At 66.6% G+C, this 15,680-nt stretch carries 13 protein-coding genes; 3 read left to right on the forward strand and 10 right to left on the reverse strand.

The window, feature by feature from the left end; genetic code table 11:
* Window positions 1-60 precede the first annotated feature (60 nt).
* The 5 genes from OCUBac02_RS02260 to OCUBac02_RS02280 form a co-directional block, all read right to left on the reverse strand.
* Window positions 61-1,578 (reverse strand): xylulokinase, encoded by a 1,518-nt coding sequence (locus OCUBac02_RS02260; protein ID WP_173043290.1) that lies wholly within the window; start codon window positions 1,576-1,578, stop codon window positions 61-63.
* 177 nt (window positions 1,579-1,755) lie between these two features.
* Complete coding sequence (locus OCUBac02_RS02265) at window positions 1,756-2,763, reverse strand: Gfo/Idh/MocA family protein (RefSeq protein ID WP_173043291.1); 1,008 nt, start codon at window positions 2,761-2,763, stop codon at window positions 1,756-1,758.
* 13 nt (window positions 2,764-2,776) lie between these two features.
* Window positions 2,777-3,793: a Gfo/Idh/MocA family protein gene (locus OCUBac02_RS02270; RefSeq protein WP_173043292.1), complete on the reverse strand. Its 1,017-nt coding sequence runs from the start codon at window positions 3,791-3,793 to the stop codon at window positions 2,777-2,779.
* A gap of 2 nt (window positions 3,794-3,795) precedes the next feature.
* Window positions 3,796-4,971 carry an extracellular solute-binding protein gene (locus OCUBac02_RS02275; RefSeq protein ID WP_173043293.1) on the reverse strand — a complete coding sequence of 392 codons (1,176 nt, stop codon included), beginning with the start codon at window positions 4,969-4,971 and terminating at the stop codon, window positions 3,796-3,798.
* Window positions 4,972-5,118: 147 nt separating this feature from the next.
* Window positions 5,119-6,303 carry an ROK family protein gene (locus tag OCUBac02_RS02280; RefSeq protein ID WP_173043294.1) on the reverse strand — a complete coding sequence of 395 codons (1,185 nt, stop codon included), beginning with the start codon at window positions 6,301-6,303 and terminating at the stop codon, window positions 5,119-5,121.
* Window positions 6,304-6,419: 116 nt separating this feature from the next.
* On the opposite strand from OCUBac02_RS02280, the gene OCUBac02_RS02285 reads away from it, so the two are divergent.
* Genes OCUBac02_RS02285 through OCUBac02_RS02295 form a run of 3 tightly spaced genes read left to right on the forward strand, consistent with a single transcriptional unit; the run spans window position 6,420 to window position 9,430 of the window.
* On the forward strand, window positions 6,420-7,166 hold the full coding sequence (locus OCUBac02_RS02285) for a 6-phosphogluconolactonase (protein ID WP_173043295.1): 747 nt from the start codon (window positions 6,420-6,422) through the stop codon (window positions 7,164-7,166).
* 3 nt (window positions 7,167-7,169) lie between these two features.
* A complete protein-coding gene (locus OCUBac02_RS02290; protein WP_173043296.1) occupies window positions 7,170-8,204 on the forward strand; it encodes an N-acetylglucosamine-6-phosphate deacetylase in 1,035 nt (344 codons plus the stop codon).
* A 32-nt stretch (window positions 8,205-8,236) separates the two neighbouring features.
* A complete protein-coding gene (locus tag OCUBac02_RS02295) occupies window positions 8,237-9,430 on the forward strand; it encodes an extracellular solute-binding protein (RefSeq protein WP_173043297.1) in 1,194 nt (397 codons plus the stop codon).
* Window positions 9,431-9,628: 198 nt separating this feature from the next.
* Here OCUBac02_RS02295 and OCUBac02_RS02300 read toward each other — a convergent pair whose 3' ends face one another.
* From OCUBac02_RS02300 to OCUBac02_RS02320, 5 genes are all read right to left on the reverse strand, one after another.
* The gene (locus OCUBac02_RS02300; protein ID WP_173043298.1) at window positions 9,629-11,290 is read right to left on the reverse strand and encodes an ABC transporter ATP-binding protein; all 1,662 of its coding nucleotides are present in this window, start codon (window positions 11,288-11,290) and stop codon (window positions 9,629-9,631) included.
* Entirely contained in the window at window positions 11,287-12,105 is an 819-nt protein-coding gene (locus tag OCUBac02_RS02305; protein WP_173049268.1) for an ABC transporter permease, read from the reverse strand. The genes OCUBac02_RS02300 and OCUBac02_RS02305 overlap by 4 nt, the downstream gene beginning before the upstream one ends.
* Window positions 12,106-12,173: 68 nt before the next feature.
* The gene (locus OCUBac02_RS02310; RefSeq protein WP_173043299.1) at window positions 12,174-13,118 is read right to left on the reverse strand and encodes an ABC transporter permease; all 945 of its coding nucleotides are present in this window, start codon (window positions 13,116-13,118) and stop codon (window positions 12,174-12,176) included.
* 64 nt (window positions 13,119-13,182) lie between these two features.
* Window positions 13,183-14,724, reverse strand: a complete 1,542-nt coding sequence (locus tag OCUBac02_RS02315) for an ABC transporter substrate-binding protein (protein ID WP_173043300.1) — start codon at window positions 14,722-14,724, stop codon at window positions 13,183-13,185.
* A gap of 29 nt (window positions 14,725-14,753) precedes the next feature.
* Window positions 14,754-15,638, reverse strand: coding sequence for an alpha/beta hydrolase family protein (locus OCUBac02_RS02320; protein ID WP_244639069.1), 885 nt, complete (start codon window positions 15,636-15,638; stop codon window positions 14,754-14,756).
* Window positions 15,639-15,680 lie beyond the last annotated feature (42 nt).

Raw genomic sequence — 15,680 nt, forward strand, 5'->3', positions numbered from 1 at the left:
TCCCTCGTTCGCGTTCATGCCTGCCAGACCTGGCTTCGAATCGTCGGCACGACCAGTCCTTTACGTCGCGCTTGCCGGGTTGGCGAGGCCGGGCAACGCGGCCGTGTCCTGCGCCAGCGCCACGAGATCGGCCGAGATCGGCGCGAGTGCGGCTTCGCTCTGCCGGTAGAGCGCGTAGAGCGCGTTATAGGCCGGGCGGCGGGCAGGATCGGGCTCGTAGCGGCGGGCTATGCTGACGAGCGCGTCCTGCGCGGTTTCCAGCGAGGCAAAGCGGCCAAGCCCCGTCCAGGCGATGATCGCCGCGCCGAGCAGGCCCGGCTCCCTGGCCGCGCCGACGGCGATCGGGCGGCCGCAGATATCGGCCTTGACCTGCGCCCAGACCGGATTGGCCGCGGCGCCGCCGCCGAAGCGGATCTCGCCGACGCGGGCGCCGAGCGCACCTTCCGCCCGCTCCAGCACGAGCCGGTTCTGGCAGGCGATACCTTCGAGCACGGCATAGGCGAGGTCGGTCGGCCCGTGCCGGCGGCCGAGCCCGATGAAGGCGCCGCGCAGGTTCGGGTCCCAATAGGGCACGCGCTCGCCCTGCAGATAGGGCAGGAAGATCAACGGTTGCGGATGGCGTGGGCCGGCGAGAAGGCGCTCGATCGTCTCGCCGACAGGACCGGCTCCGCCGAGCAGACCTGCGAGCCAGGCAGCGGTGTCGGCGCCGTTCTGGCTGGGGCCGCCGAGATGCCAGAGACCGCGCCAGTCGACGGAGATCAGCCCCTCGGCCTCCGCCCGATCGGGGCCGAGTACGCCGAGAACCTCGGTGGTGCCGGAGATGTTGTAGGCATAGCCCGGCCGCAGGGCGCCCAAGCCCGCGACAGCCGCCCAGGTATCGTTGCAGCCGCAGAAGACGGGAATGCCGGTGAGCTGGTCGAAGGGCGCGGGCAGGCCGGCTTGGACGGAGGCGACGATCCCTGTGGGTTCGAGGATCGCGGGGATGATGCTTGGCGACAGGCCGATGGCTCCAAACCCCGAGCGGCCATCAACGCTGTCGATGCACGCGATCAATCGCGCGAGCGAAACCGGGTCGCTCGCCGACCGGCCGGTCAATCGGAAATTGAGATAGTCCTTGGGCTCCAGCACGCAGGTCACCGCGCGGGCGTTCTTCGGCTCGTTCTCGACCAGCCAGGCGAGGCGCGCGAGTGGGTGGAAGGCGTTGATGCGGGCGGCTTCGGGATGATCGCCTAACGTCTCGCGCAGGCGGGCGGCAATGCCGTCGGAGCGCGCGTCCTTCCATGTCATGGCCGGGCGCAATTCCTGCCCTTGATGGCTGAGGAAGACCTGTGTCCGGGTTACGCCGCAGATCGCGATGCCCCGGACGCTCGCAAACAGCTCCGGTGTTTGTCCGGCGAGCTTCCCAGCGGCTTGTAGCAGCAGCGTCCACCAGGCCTGTGGCGCGACTTCCGAATGATCGAGATGATCGTTCAGGGCCGGGCCGGGCACGGCATGCTCGGCCTGCGTCACGCCATGCTCATCGATCAGCGCGGCGCGGAGGCTGCTGCCGCCGAGATCGCAGGCGAGGACGACATTCATCGGGGACATCTGGAGAGCAACATAGCCTCATTCCGGACAAGCCGCGCAGCGACGCCGATCCGGAATCCATCATCGGGCTTTGCGCTCTACGATGGATTCCGGGTCAAGCCCGGAATGACGGCGTTTCATCACTAGAAGCACACTGCAAATCGTCACGAAGTCAAGAAACCGACGAGGTCATGCTTGCCGCGCAGCCTTCAGGATGTCGTCGACCAGCCTTTGCGAGGCCAGCGCCTCCTCGCCGGTGACGACGGGGTCGCGGCCCTGCTCGATCGCATCGAGAAAGTCGACGAGGACGGCGCGGTGGGCGTCATGCGGGAAATCCATGATATTGGCGCCGCTGCCAGTCGAGCCCTCGGCCTCGACGATCTCCTCGCGCCCGTCGAGGAAGGCGAGGCGCAGGCGCCCGCCGATCAACGCGGCAAAACCTTTGGTGGCGGTGATCTCGATGCGCTCGGGATAGCCGGGATAGGCGCCGGTCGTCGTCACCAGCGTGGCAGGTGCGCCGGTGCCGGTTTCCAGCAGAGCCGAGACGTAATCCTCGGTCTCCATGCGGTGGAGCGCGGTGGTGCGGGCCTGCGCCGCGACCACCCTGGAGACACCGACGAGCGAGCGGAACAGGTCGAGCGAGTGGATCGCCTGGGTCAGCAGCACGCCGCCGCCATCGCGGGCGAGCGTGCCGCGGCCGGGTTCGTCGTAATAGCTCTGCGGGCGCCACCAGGGCACGGCGAGGAAGGCGGCTTCGATGGTGCCGAGCTCGCCGGAATCCAAAGCCGCCTTCAGGCGCAGGCTCGCCGGACGGAAGCGGTGCTGGAGGGTCACGCCGAAGGTCTTTCCGGTACGGCGGGCGGTATCGACGAGGCGCTGGCCGCGCTCGCTGGTGAGCTCCAGCGGTTTCTCGACCAGAACATGTTTGCCAGCTTCGAGGCAGCGGGCAGAGACGTCGAGATGGCTCGACGGTGGCGTCAGTACGATGCAGGCATCGACCGCCGAATCAGCCAGAACGGCGTCGAGATCGGTCGTGGTCGGGAAGGGGAACTGACTGGCATAGGCCTTGGCGCGATCCGGCGTGCGGCTCACGGCCCAGCGTGTCTCGGCGCGATCCGCGAGGTCGAGCAGGCTTTTCGAATGCGGCAGGGAGGCGGGGCCGAGCCCAATCACGGCGATGCCGATCTTGCGTGTCATGGCTGGTGTTTCCTCAAGCGCTTGGCTTCGCCGGCAGCCAGGCGGCCTCGGCCTGTGCCTCCAGCGCGAGTCGGCAGACGGTGAAGGCGTGGTGCTGGCTCATCGCGGCTTCGCTGCGGGCGCCGATATCGGCGACGAGGTTGCGGAAATAGGTCAGCGGCTCGCGGGAAGCATCGATATGGCGGGTGCCGGCCTTGTCGACGAGGAAGACATGGTCGGTGCCCAAGCGGCCGGCAATGTCGACATATTTGCGCAGCTCGATCGTGCCCTCGGTGCCGAGGATGGTCAGGCGCCCGTCGCCCCAGGTCGGCAACCCGTCGGCGGTGAACCAGTCGACGCGGATATAGCCGCCGGCCTTTTCGCTGCGCAGCAGGATCTCACCGAAATCCTCGAAATCGGGGAAATCCGGCCCGCCGAAATGGCCGACGCCGGAAGCGACGATCTCCGCATCGTGGGAGCCGGTGAAATGCAGGAACTGGTCGATCTGGTGCGAGGCGATATCGGTGAGGATGCCGCCATAATGGCGCTTGTCGAAGAACCAGTCCGGTCGGATCGCCCGGTTGAAGCGATGCGGACCCATGCCGAGCGTCTGCACCACGCGGCCGATCGCGCCGTCAGCAATCAATTTGCCGGCTATGATCGTCGCCGGCACGATGAAGCGCTCGGAGAAGCAGATCGAGAAGATGCGGCCGGTTTCGGTGGCGGCCCGTTCGACGGCCGCAAGCTGGTCGAAGGAGGTGACGCCGGGCTTGTCGACCATGACATCTTTGCCCGCTCGCATGGCGCGGACAGCCAGAGCGGCGCGCTCCGCTGGGATTGCGGCGCAGACGATCAGATCGACCGCGGGATCGTCGATCAGCCGCTCGGCCGTACTCTCCGGCAGGTCTGGGAAGCGCTCGCGGAAGCCGGTGAGGACGCGCTCGTCGCTGGTCGCGGGATCGAAGCCGACGCAGGTCGCGCCGGCTTCGAGGAGACCGCCGACCATATGGTAGATATGGCGGTGGTCGAGGCCGATGGCGGCGAAGCGCATGGCTATTGCGGGGCGCCGTGGCCGACACCGATCTCTTGGTCCCAACGCCGGAAGGCGGCGACGAGACGCTCGGGCGTCAGCGGCGGGCGGGTCGGCAGGCTGGTGATCAGCCCGTCATATTCCGGCCGGCCGTATTCGGCGAGGATGTCGCGACTTTCCTGCGGCGCCATCGCGAGCGTGACGCCCTTGATCGCCGGGCCCGGATAGAAATAGCCCTTGTCATAGGTCACGGCCTGGGCTTCCGGCTTCAGCATATGGGCCATCATCGCGACCAGCGCCGGCATCTTTTCGGCCGGGACGCCCTTGGGGATGCACATGAACTGGGTGTCGGGAATCCAGTGCGTATTGGCGAGGACGAAGACCTTGGCCTCCTTCGGTACGATGCCGAGCACGCGCGGGTTGATGTCCCAGCCGAGCGTCGAGACGATGACGTCGCGGGTGCCTTCGCCAAGCTCCTTCATCGTCGCGGCGGTGCCGCCCGGATAATAGTCGACGCCGGTGCCGAGTTCCTTGAGATAGGCCCAGGTCTTGTCCCAGCCCCTCATCGGATCGGTCGGGTCGGCATCGCCGAGGATGTAGGGCAGGCCCTGCAGCCAGGTCCAGCCGGGGCCGGAATTGACGGGGCGGGCATAGGTGAAGCGCTTGGGGTTCTGCTTGACATAAGCGAGCAGGTCCGCAGCGGTCTTCGGCACGGTCTTGAGCCGTTCGGGCGCATATTCGAAGAGCGGGCCGGAGGGCGAATAGACCACCGCGACGCCTTCGTTCTGGCCGAAATTGCGCTGCATCATCAGCGCCTGCTCATGATAGACCTCCTCGGGCTTCGGCAGGTCCTTGGCATGGGACTTCCAGACATCGACCCAGAGCCCCTGCTGGATGCCGTCCGACATGGCGCCGGGGCCGGTCAGCACGAGGTCGATATCGACGCGGTTGGCCGCCTGCTGGGCCTTGAGCTTGGCCGGCAGTTCCGGCGAGGGCGCGCGCGAGAAATTCAGGCGCGAGATCAACTTCGGATTGTCCTTGGCGAATTTCTCGATGGCCACCTGCGTGAGCTGCAGATTGCCGGCGACATCGATGATGTTGAGCGCGACGGGGGCGCTCTGCGCCAGCGCTCCGCCGGCTTTCAGCGCAGCGAGGCCGGCCGCTCCGGCCATGACGGTGCGACGTGTCGGATGATTCATGATCTCTCCCTGGGTTGAGCTCTCTTTTGCGATGCCGAGAGCGGCATCCGGAGCATTTGACTGGGATACTAGTGCACCACTTTTCGGTGCGCCAGCTGATTCCATGGCATGACGGGCAAAGCGCCGGGACATGGCGAAGCCGGCCGATCAAGCCTGTTCGAGCAGCAGCGCCTCGGTCGCGCGGCTGAGCAAAGGCGCCGCTGCGCCATGGATTTCATAGAGATGGCTGGCGGGCGCGCCGGCGAGATCCGGCACGGCGAAGCCGTCCATCGTGCCTTCCGCTCGGAAGAGCGTGTTGAACCGGGCCCAGAGCTGCGGATTGGCGGAAAAGGGTCCGCTCACCGCGATCCGGGCCGGGAAGAGCATGCGGCAGGCATTGGCGAGCGCGCGGGCCAGCAGTTCCACCGCTGTCTCCATTTCGGGCAATGAGAGCAGGTCGAGGCCGGCGAGTTGCCGGGCCAGCCGCACCTCGTCCTGATCGAGATCGGGCCAATGCCGGCGCAAGGCGGGCAGCAGCGCCCAGAGTGCGGCACCGGTTTCCAGGCAGGCGGTGTTGCCGCAGCCGCAACGGCGCCCGTTCAGCGCGGCGAGGCGCCAATGGCCGATTTCGCCGAAGGAGCCGGTCGGGGCGAAAGGTTCGCCATCGACCGCATAGGCGAGCCCGACACCCCAGCCCCAGTGCAGCAGGATCGTGCCGCCCGCGAAGCTCTCGGGGTCCCGGGCGGCGCGGGCGCGCAGCTCGGCATCGAGATTGCGGGAGATCGTGACCGGCCCGGCCACAGGCTCGAGCACGGAGGCGATGTCGAGCCCGCGCATGCGCGGCCAGCGCGAGGCCAGCAGCCACTGGCCCTGCTTCAGGTCGATCAGGCCGGACAGCGAGACGGCCGTGCCGGCATGGCTCATGCCCGGCGGCATGGCGTCGAGGAGATCGTGGGCCAGTTCCGCCATCGCCGCCGCGATCGCGGCATTGTCGGCATCGCCGGCAATCGGGCGTCGGCGCTCGGCGACGAGATGGCCGTTGAGATCGACCAGCGCACCGGAGAGCGACTGGCTGGAGACATAGATCACGGAGGCGCCGATGCGGCGGGTATGGGCGACGAGGATCGCCGGTGGCCGTCCGCGCCCGCTCGCCTCACCGACAGCCTCGATGACGAGACGGCGCGCGATCAGATCGGCGACGACACGCGAGACGCTGGTCGAGCGCAATTGCAGGATGCGGCCGATATCGGCGCGGGAATGGGCCTCGCCATTGAGGACCAGCCGGTAGATCCGGGCGCAGTCCCGGTCATGGGCAAGCGCGAGGCGGGTTTCGTCGAGCGTCAGCAGGGACAAGGCAGGCTCTATTCGGAACGGTTGCGTTCAAAATTAATCATTGCGTTTCGGGCGAAGCTTCATAAGCTCGTTCTCAGAATATCGGAAAATTACTGACGTAAAAGGTTCAAAATTCGATGATCGAGATGCATCTCGCCGCCGACAAGGACGAGCTCGGCCGGCAGGCGGCGGCGCTGGGCGCGCAGGCGATCCGCGACGAGATCGCCCGCCATGGCGCGGCGACGATCATCGTGGCGACGGGCGCGAGCCAGTTCGAGATGCTGAACCATCTGGTGGCGGCCGAGGGCATCGACTGGTCGAAGGTCACGGCCTTCCATCTCGACGAATATGTCAGTCTGCCCGAGAGCCATCCGGCGAGCTTCCGGCGTTATCTGCGCGAGCGTTTCATGGCGCCGCTGAAGAATGCGCCGAGCTTCATCCCGGTCGATGGCGAGGGCGATCCCGCGGCGGCGGTGAAGCAGCTCAACCGGCAGATCGCCGGCAAGCGCATTGCCGTCTGCTTCGCCGGGTTCGGCGAGAACTGCCATCTCGCCTTCAACGATCCGCCGGCCGATTTCGACACCGAGGAACCCTATCTCGTCGTCACTCTCGACGATGCCTGCCGCCAGCAGCAATTCGGTGAGGGCTGGTTCCCGAGCTTCGCCGATGTTCCGCAGCAGGCGATCTCGATGAGCATCCGCCAGATCCTCAAGAGCGAATTGATCGTGCTGTCCGTCTCCGACACGCGCAAGGCCGCGGCGACGAAGGCGGCGCTGGAAGGGCCGGTGAGCAACTTGGCGCCCGCCTCGATCCTGCAGACGCACAAGCGGACCGTGCTGTTCATCGATCCGCCGGCCGCCTCCCTGCTGACCCGGAAGGGCTGATCAATGCAAACGCCCGGTCTCGTCGATCTGCAGGTAAACGGCTTTGCCGGGCTGGATTTCAATTCCGGCACGGTTACGGCGGCCGAGCTCGACCGGGCGCTGGAGGCGATGCTGGCGACGGGCGTGACGACCTGCCTGCCGACCATCATCACCGCCCATCCCCACGAACTGGAGGAGCGCTTCCGCGCGCTCGATGCGGCGGTGACGGGCAGCCGGCTCGGGCCGTTGATGTGCCCGGCCTATCATCTCGAAGGCCCGTTCCTGAACCCGTCACCGGGCTATTGCGGTTGTCATCCCCCGGAGGCGATGACGGCGGCCACACCGGAGCTCATCGCGCATCTCGAAAGGCTGTTGTCGCGGCCGATCCTGATGGTGACACTGGCGCCGGAGATCGAGGGCGGCGTTGCATTGGCCGGAAAGCTCGCGGGCATGGGCAAGGTGGTTGCGATCGGCCATTCCGCAGCCGATTTCGACATTGTCGCGGCTGCGGCCGATGTCGGAGTGACGCTCTCGACCCATCTCGGCAACGGACTGCCGCAGGATCTGCCCAAGCTGTCGAACGCGCTTTTCGCCCAGCTCGGCGAGGATCGCCTGATGGCCGGCTTCATCGCAGACGGCATCCATCTACCGCCGAAGGCGCTGAAGAGCCTGATCCGGGCCAAGGGTTTCGAGCGCTCGATCCTCGTCACCGATGCGGTGGTCGCGGCCGGCGCCGTGCCCGGCCGCTACAGCTTTGCCGGGATGCCCGTCGAGCTCCGGGTCGACGGCTCGGTCTATCAGGTCAATGGCAGCTCGCTGGCGGGCTCGGCCCTCAAGCTCGACGATGCCGTCCGCAACGTCGTCGCCTGGGGCATCGCCTCGCCGGAGGAGGCGGTCGCCATGGCCTCGACCCATGCGCTGGCCTGCATCGCAGACGCGTTGGCTGGCGCCGGGATCACCCTGCCGGAGAGCGCGATCGAGTGGTCGCCGGATCTCCGGGTTCGCAGCGTGCGCGTCGGCGACGAGCGCCGCGACTTCGCCGCCGAGGCGGCTGCCTGAAGACGTCATCAACCAGAGAAAAGGGGAGAAGCATGAGCGAATTTTCAAAAGGCGTGGATCGCCGCACGGTCCTGGGCGGACTCGGCGCGCTGACACTCGGTGGCAGCGGAGCTTTCGCGGCCGTGCCGGCGCTGCCTTCGGCGCCGGTCGGCATCAACATCATCGATGTCGGCGGTGCGCTCGCGCTGATGCAGCAGGCCTTCGACGACTACCGCGCGAACAATCCCAAACTGGTTTCGCGCATCACCTATGTGAAGGCGCCGGCGCCGGAGCTGGCGAGCAAGATCAAGGCGCAGCAGGATGCCGGCCGCGCCGATCTGGACCTCGTGCTGACCGGCTCGGACGGCCTTGCCGCCGGCCTGGAACAGAATCTCTGGCTCAAGATTTTCCCGGATTTCGCCGAGAAATTCCCGAATCTCGAGCAGAACTACGAGCCTGCGGCGCTCAACCTGCACAAGATCCAGGGCGCGGGCTTCGGTACGGTGGTGAACTACTATCCGTCCGGGCCGCTGCTCGAATACATGCCGGACCGGGTCAAGCAGGTGCCGACCACGGCCGAGGAGCTGCTCGCCTGGGCGAAGGCGCACCCCAACAAGTTCATGTATGCGCGCCCGACCAATTCCGGTCCGGGGCGCACCTTCATGATGGGCCTGCCCTATATCCTCGGCGACAAGGACCCGCAGGACCCGGTCAATGGCTGGGACAAGACCTGGGCCTATCTCCAGGAGATCGGCGAGTATATCGAGTACTATCCGGCCGGAACCGGCGCGACGATGAAGGAGTTCGGCGACGGCTCGCGCGACATCATCATCTCGACCACCGGCTGGGACATCAATCCGCGCGCGCTCGGCATCGTGCCGAAGGAAGCGAAGATCCAGACGCTGAAGGGCTTCCACTGGGTCTCGGACGCCTTCTTCATGTGCGTGCCGAAGGGCATCCCGAACGATCGGCTCGCCGTCGTGCTCGACATCATGGCGCATGTTCTGACGCCGAAGATGCAGGCCTATTCCTATGACGAGGGCTATCTCTATCCGGGCCCGGCGGTGAAGGACGTGCCGCTGTCGCTGGCGCCGAAGCGCAGCCAGGAGGTGATCGCGGAGTTCGGCCGGCCCGAATATGCCGACCTCATCGCCAAGAACCCGATCGAACTGCCGCTGAAGCCCGACAGGATGGTCATCGCCTTCCGCAAATGGGACGAGCTGGTCGGCGCCAAGCGCAAGCGCTGATCCACGCCTCGCTTCCTTCGCTCCGCGCCGCCGTGGAGCGAGAGAAAGGCCCGGAAACCATCACGCGGTGCCGCCACCGGGGATGGTTTCCGGGCCGAATTGTTTTTGGCTCAGTTCACGCTGATTTTGTACCGAATCACGGCGTCATCCCGGGCCAAGCTCGGGATGACGTCGTGGTTCTGTGCCAGATCGGCAGGTTCAGCCGACGATCGAAGCGTCGTTTTCGGTTCGTCTCCAGAAGAGTCTGACGCCGCCTTCCGGGGTGGATTCGAGGCCTGGTACGGCTGCGAGGAGTTTCTGGGTGTAGGGGTGCCGGGGATTGTCGAAGATGTCGTCGCGGGGCCCTTCCTCGACGATGCGGCCGTCCTGCATGACGATGACGCGGTCTGCGACCTGCTCGACCACGCCGAGATCGTGGCTGATGAACAGGCAGGAGAAGCCGTGCTTCTTCTGGAGCTCGTCGAAGAGTTCCAGAACCTGCGCGCGCACCGTGACGTCGAGCGCCGAGACCGGCTCGTCGGCGATGACGAAGCTTGGTCGGCGCACGATCGCGCGGGCGATCGCGATGCGCTGGCGCTGGCCGCCGGAGAGTTCGTGCGGATAACGCTCGGCGAAGCCGTCGCCCAGGCCGACCTCGGCCAGCACCTCGGCGACGCGCGCCTTGCGATCGGCCGGGCTCATGTCGGGGACGAGCCTGAGCGGTTCCGCCACGAGCTGTTGAATCGTCATGCGCGGATCGAGCGAGGAGTAGGGATCCTGGAAGACCATCTGGCAGTTCAGCCGGTAGTCCCAGAAGGCCGCGTCGCTCTTCTCGATCGGCTTGCCGTTGAAGCGGATCTCGCCGCCGGTGGGCTTCACGAGGCCCGCGATCGACTGGCCGAGCGTGGTCTTGCCCGAGCCCGAGCCGCCGACCACTGCCACGACCTCACCCGGCTGGACGTCGATGCTGATGCCGTGGAGCGCGCGCTTGGCCTCGCCCTTGCGGAAGAAGCCCTGCCGGCCGGGATAGTCGACGACGAGATCGCTGACCGTGACGATCGGCATCCTGGCATCCGGTAGCAGGCGGGCCGGCAGGCGATGCGGCATCGCCGAGAGCAGCTTGCGGGTATAGGGGTACTGCGGCCGGGCCAGGATGTCCTCGCTTGCGCCTTGCTCGACCACGTCGCCCTGGCACATCACGACGATGCGGCTGCAATAGCGCGCGACCATGCCGAGATCATGCGAGATCAGCAGCACGGCGGTGTCGTTGGCCTTCGTCAGTTCGACCATCAGCTCCATCACGTCGCGCTGGACGACGGCATCGAGCGCGGTGGTCGGCTCGTCCGCGAGCAGCAAGGCCGGCTTCAGCAGCATCACCGAGGCCAGCATGATGCGCTGGCGCATGCCGCCGGAGAACTGGTGCGGATAGGCGGTGAGCGCCCCTTCCGGATCGCGCAGCCCCACGCGCCGGAGCATGTCGAGGATCAGCGCGCGACGCTGGGAGGCATCGAGCTTGCGGTGCAGCGCCAGACCTTCGTCGAGCTGGCGCCCGATCAGCATCGAGGGGTTAAGCGAGGTCATCGGCTCCTGGAAGACCATGCCGACCTTGGAGCCGCGCATCGTGCGCAGGTCCTTCGGGCTCATCGCCATCACGTCCTGGCCGTCGAAGCGGATCGTGCCGCCGTCCAGCCGGACCGCCGGCGGGATGAAGCCCATCACGGCCCGCGCGGCGAGCGTCTTGCCCGAACCGGATTCGCCGACGATGCCGACGATCTCGCCGGGGAAGACCTGGAAGGAGACGTCGTTGACCACGGTGCGGCCGGAGCCGCCGATCTTGAGCGTGAGATGGGCGACGTCGAGCAGAGGCGCTGTCTTGGTCATCGCGAGCCCCTCATCCGCGGGTCGAGCCGGTCGCGCACGGCGTCGCCGAGCAGGTTGATGCCGAGCAGGGTCAGCGAGATGGCGAGGCCCGGGAAAACGCCGAGCCAGACGGCCTGGCCGATATAGGGCCGCGAGCCCGCCAGCATGTTGCCCCAGGTCGGGGCCGGCGGCGGCACGCCGAGGCCGAGGAAGGAGAGTGCGCTCTCGGCCAGCAGCACATAGCCGAACATCGAGGTTGCGAGCACGGTCAAGGGCGCGATGCAGTTCGGCAGGATGTGGCGGGCCATGGTGAAGCCCTCGGAGTTGCCCATCACCCGCGAGGCGGCGATGAACTCGCGCTCGCGCAGCGAGAGCACCGTGCCGCGCACGACGCGGGCGACCGAGGGCGTATAGGCGATGCCGAGGGCTACGATGATGCCGTATTTGTTGGCGCCGACCACCGCGAGCAGGCCGAGCGCCAGCAATATCCCGGGGAAGGCCAGCAGCGCATCGTTGAAGGCCATGATGATGCGGTCGGTCCAGCCGCGCATGTAGCCGGAGAACAGGCCGATAACCGTGCCCATGATGACTGCGAGGGTGACGGTGAGGATCGAAATCCAGACCGAGGTCGCGGCGCCCGCCATCAGGCGGGAGAGCACGTCGCGGCCGAACTCGTCGGTGCCGAGCCAGTGCAGCGCTGAGGGCGCCGCGAGCTTCTCGCGGAAGGAGAGTTTGAGCGGATCATAGGGCGTCCAGAGCGCGCCGGTGCCTGCGGCGGCGAGCAGGATGCCGATCAGCGTGCCGCCGACGATCGCGTTGGGGGCGGGTAGCTTCATGCGGCCGGTCTTCTTCACGGAAGCGCCAGTGCCCGGGGTGCTGTTGCTGGTCATGGTGCCGTCATTGCTCATTGGGCGGTCACCCTTGGATCGAAGACCGGGTAGCAGAGGTCGATCACGAGGTTCACCAGCACATAGGTGAAGGCGACGAAGAGCATGCAGCCCTGGATCACCGGATAGTCGCGCGCGAAGATCGCATCGACGAGCAGGCGGCCCAATCCGGGGATGGTGAAGACGGTCTCGACCACCGCGATGCCGCCGAGCAGGTTGCCGAGCACGAGGCCGATCAGGGTCCAGGTCGGGCCGAAGGCGTTCTTGAAGGCATGGCGCCAGAGCACGGCGCGCTCCGACAGGCCCTTGGCGCGGGCATGGGTGATGTAGTCGAGCCGGAGCACCTCGAGCGTCGAGGCCCTCGCCATGCGCAGGATCACGCCGATCTCGTGCAGGAACAGCGTCAGGATCGGCATGACCAGGTAGAGGATGCCGGCCCAGGGATTCTCCGCGATCGAGACATAGCCGACGACCGGCAGCCATTCGAGCTTGAGCCCGAAGAACAGCAGCAGGAGCAGGCCGAGCCAGAAGGTCGGGATCGAGAGCAGGAGGGTCGCGGTCGCGACGAGGCCAAGGTCCAGCGCGGAATCCTGCTTCCAGGCGGCGACGACACCGGCCGGCACCGCGACGCAGCTCGCCAACAGCACCGCGACCAGCACGATCTGGGCCGAAACCCAGAAGCGCTGCAGGATCAGCGGCAGCACCGCCTGCTGCGAGGAGATCGACTGGCCGAAATCGCCGGTCAGCACATTGCCGAACCAGATGCCGAACTGAACCGGCAGCGACTGGTCGAGACCGAGCCGGGCCCTGAGATCGGCAAGGCTCGCCGGCGTCGCGAGATCGCCAAGCATCAGCTGGGCCGGATCGCCCGGGATCAGGCGGATCAGCACGAAGACCGACACCGCCACGATCAGCAGCGTCGGAACCGCCATCCCTATCCGCGTCAGCGCAAACCGAAACATCAAAGGCCCTCCCAAGCCTCGGGACAAACTCCGGCCCCGCCTCGCGACGGAGCCGGATCACGCCTCACTTCGAGACGCTGACCTCCCAGAGGCGCAACTGGGACGCCCAGGGCGTCACGCCGCTCACCTTCTTGGAATGGGCGATGATGTCGAGGTCGTTATGGGTGAAGATCGTCGGGACCTGATCCAGGAAGCGCTTGTGCAGGTCGTCGAAGATCTTCTGGCGCTCGGCGGTATCGGTCACCACCATCGACTTCTGGATCAGCGCGAGAGCTTCCGGCTCCTCCCAGATCTTGCGCGGCTGCTTGTCCTTCGGGCCGGAGATCTGCTCGAAGCCCAGCGCGGGGTCGAAGCGGCTCGAATAGGAGAAGGACTGCATCTGGTAGTTGCCCTTGTTGTAGCGATCCAGCTGCGTCGCCCATTCCAGCACCTCGATCTCGGCATTGATGCCCACCGCCTGCATCATCGCCTGGGCGATGACGGCAGTGTTGAAGCTCGGCACCGAGGAGCGCTTGTTGGCGAGGATGACGATCTTCTCGCCCTTGTAGCCGGCCTTCTGCAACAGGGCCTTGGCGGCGGCGGGGTCGTATTTGAAGCCCTGCTTCTCGACGTCGCCGTAATATTTCGAGGTCATGTAGATCGGCGAATTGTTGGGCTTGCCGAGGCCGTTGGTGACGTTTGCGACCAGCTCGGGGAAGTCGATCGCGGCGGCGATCGCCTGGCGCAGGGCCTGGTTCTTCATGACCGGGTCGCGCGTCTGGATGATCAGGCTGTGGCGGACCGGGTTCGGCGCGATCGCCAGCGTCAGGTTCGGCGCGTTCTTGAGATCGGGAACGTCCGATTCCGGCATCAGCGCCATGTCGAGCGAGCCCGAGAGCAGGCCGGCCTTCACCGTCGCCGCGTCGGGGATGACCATGAAGCGGGCTTCCTTCACCAGCGGGCGCTTGGAGCCGATATAGCCGTCGCGCTTGTCGCCTTTGGGCGAGACATACTGGTCGAAGGCGAGAAGCTGGACCGACTGGCTGCGCTTCCACTCACCGAGCCTGAAGGGGCCGGTGCCGATCGGCTTGTCCCAGCTGCCATCGGCTTTGACGGAGTCCTTGTGGATCACGGCGGTGCCGCCGCAATCGGCGCGGGCCAGCGTGTCGAGGAAGAGGCCGTTCGGCTCGTTCAGCTCCATGACGAAGCTGTCGGCATCGGGGGCCTTGGCCGAGACGACCTTGAGGCCGTTGCGCCCGTCGAAATCGGAGAGGCAGCGCCAGTCCGTCTTCGGATCCATGTAGCGGGTCCAGCTCCACAGCACGTCGGCCGAAGTCATGGTGGCGCCGTTATGGAACTTCACGCCCTTGCGCAGCGTGAAGGTATAGGTCTTGCCGTCAGGCGAGATCTCGACCTTCTCGGCCAGCAGCGGGCCGACCGAGCCGTCCTCGGCATAGCCGACGAGACCCTCGACCATATGCAGCACGACGGAATCGGTGTTGCCGTCGCGGTTCACGCCCGGATTCGTCGAGCGGATGTCGGCGTTGAGAACGGCCGTCAGCGTCTGGGCCTGCAGGGCGCCGGCCGAGAGGGCGAGCAGGGCGGCGGAGGTGAAGAGGCGTTTCATGATGGTTCCCCTGTTGTTCGTATGATCGTTCAACCGGCCTTGCGGGCGGCGCGGATGCGGCCGAGCTCGCCGGCGAAGAAATCCTCGACGACCGGCACGACCTTGACGCCGTCATGCGGCGTGTTCGGCACGAGGTCGAAGCGGGCGGCGATGCCGTGCGCGGCGAAATTGTCACGCAGGCTCGCCAGCCGCTCCGGCCGGTTGGTGCCGGCATGGTTGGCGTCCGGCATCCAGTTGCGGCCGCCCGGCTTGTGGGTGATCTCCCAGGTTTCCAGATCGGCGGCGCCGACGACCATCTGCACCGCGACCTGCTTCATCGCGGGAACGTCGAGCTCCTGGCCGAAGAGTTCGGCGAAGTTGCGCGTGCCGACCCACCAGTCGCGGCTGGGATCGAGCAGCGTGACCGAGCCCGGCGCGCCGATCGAGACGCCCCAGAGCCGCTGGGGCTGCAGCATCAGGAAGCGATGGGCGAAATGGCCTCCGCCGGAATAGCCGAACAGGCCGAAGCGATCGAAGGCGATGCCATAACGCTCTGAGACCTCCTCGACGATGGCGAGCAGGACCTGATCGTAGCGGAGATTGCCCTCGCGCATGTATTTGAAGCCGTCGCGATAGCCGTCGCCCATCACGCCGATCGGGAAGAGCGGCGCCAGGATGATGCAGTTGTTCCAGCGGGCGAAGGCCGCGAAGGCGTCGCGATAGCCGGTGAAGCCGCGGCCGGTGCCGTGCATCGCGACGACCAGTTCCGGCCTCTCGCCGTCCTGGCCCAGTGTCGGCGGGACATAGAGGCAATAGGGAAAGCGCGGATCGTGCTTCGAGGCATAGATCGAAGTCGGGCCGTACTCGTAGAGCGCCTTGGCGCGGGCGGCCGCCTCGGCGTCGGGCTTGGCGGGCTGTTCTGCCACGGCGTTCACGGGCTCTCTCCTATGGCGAAATTATTGGCGCCAATTATGTTG

The organism is Bosea sp. ANAM02 (genome assembly GCF_011764485.1).
GTDB lineage: Bacteria > Pseudomonadota > Alphaproteobacteria > Rhizobiales > Beijerinckiaceae > Allobosea.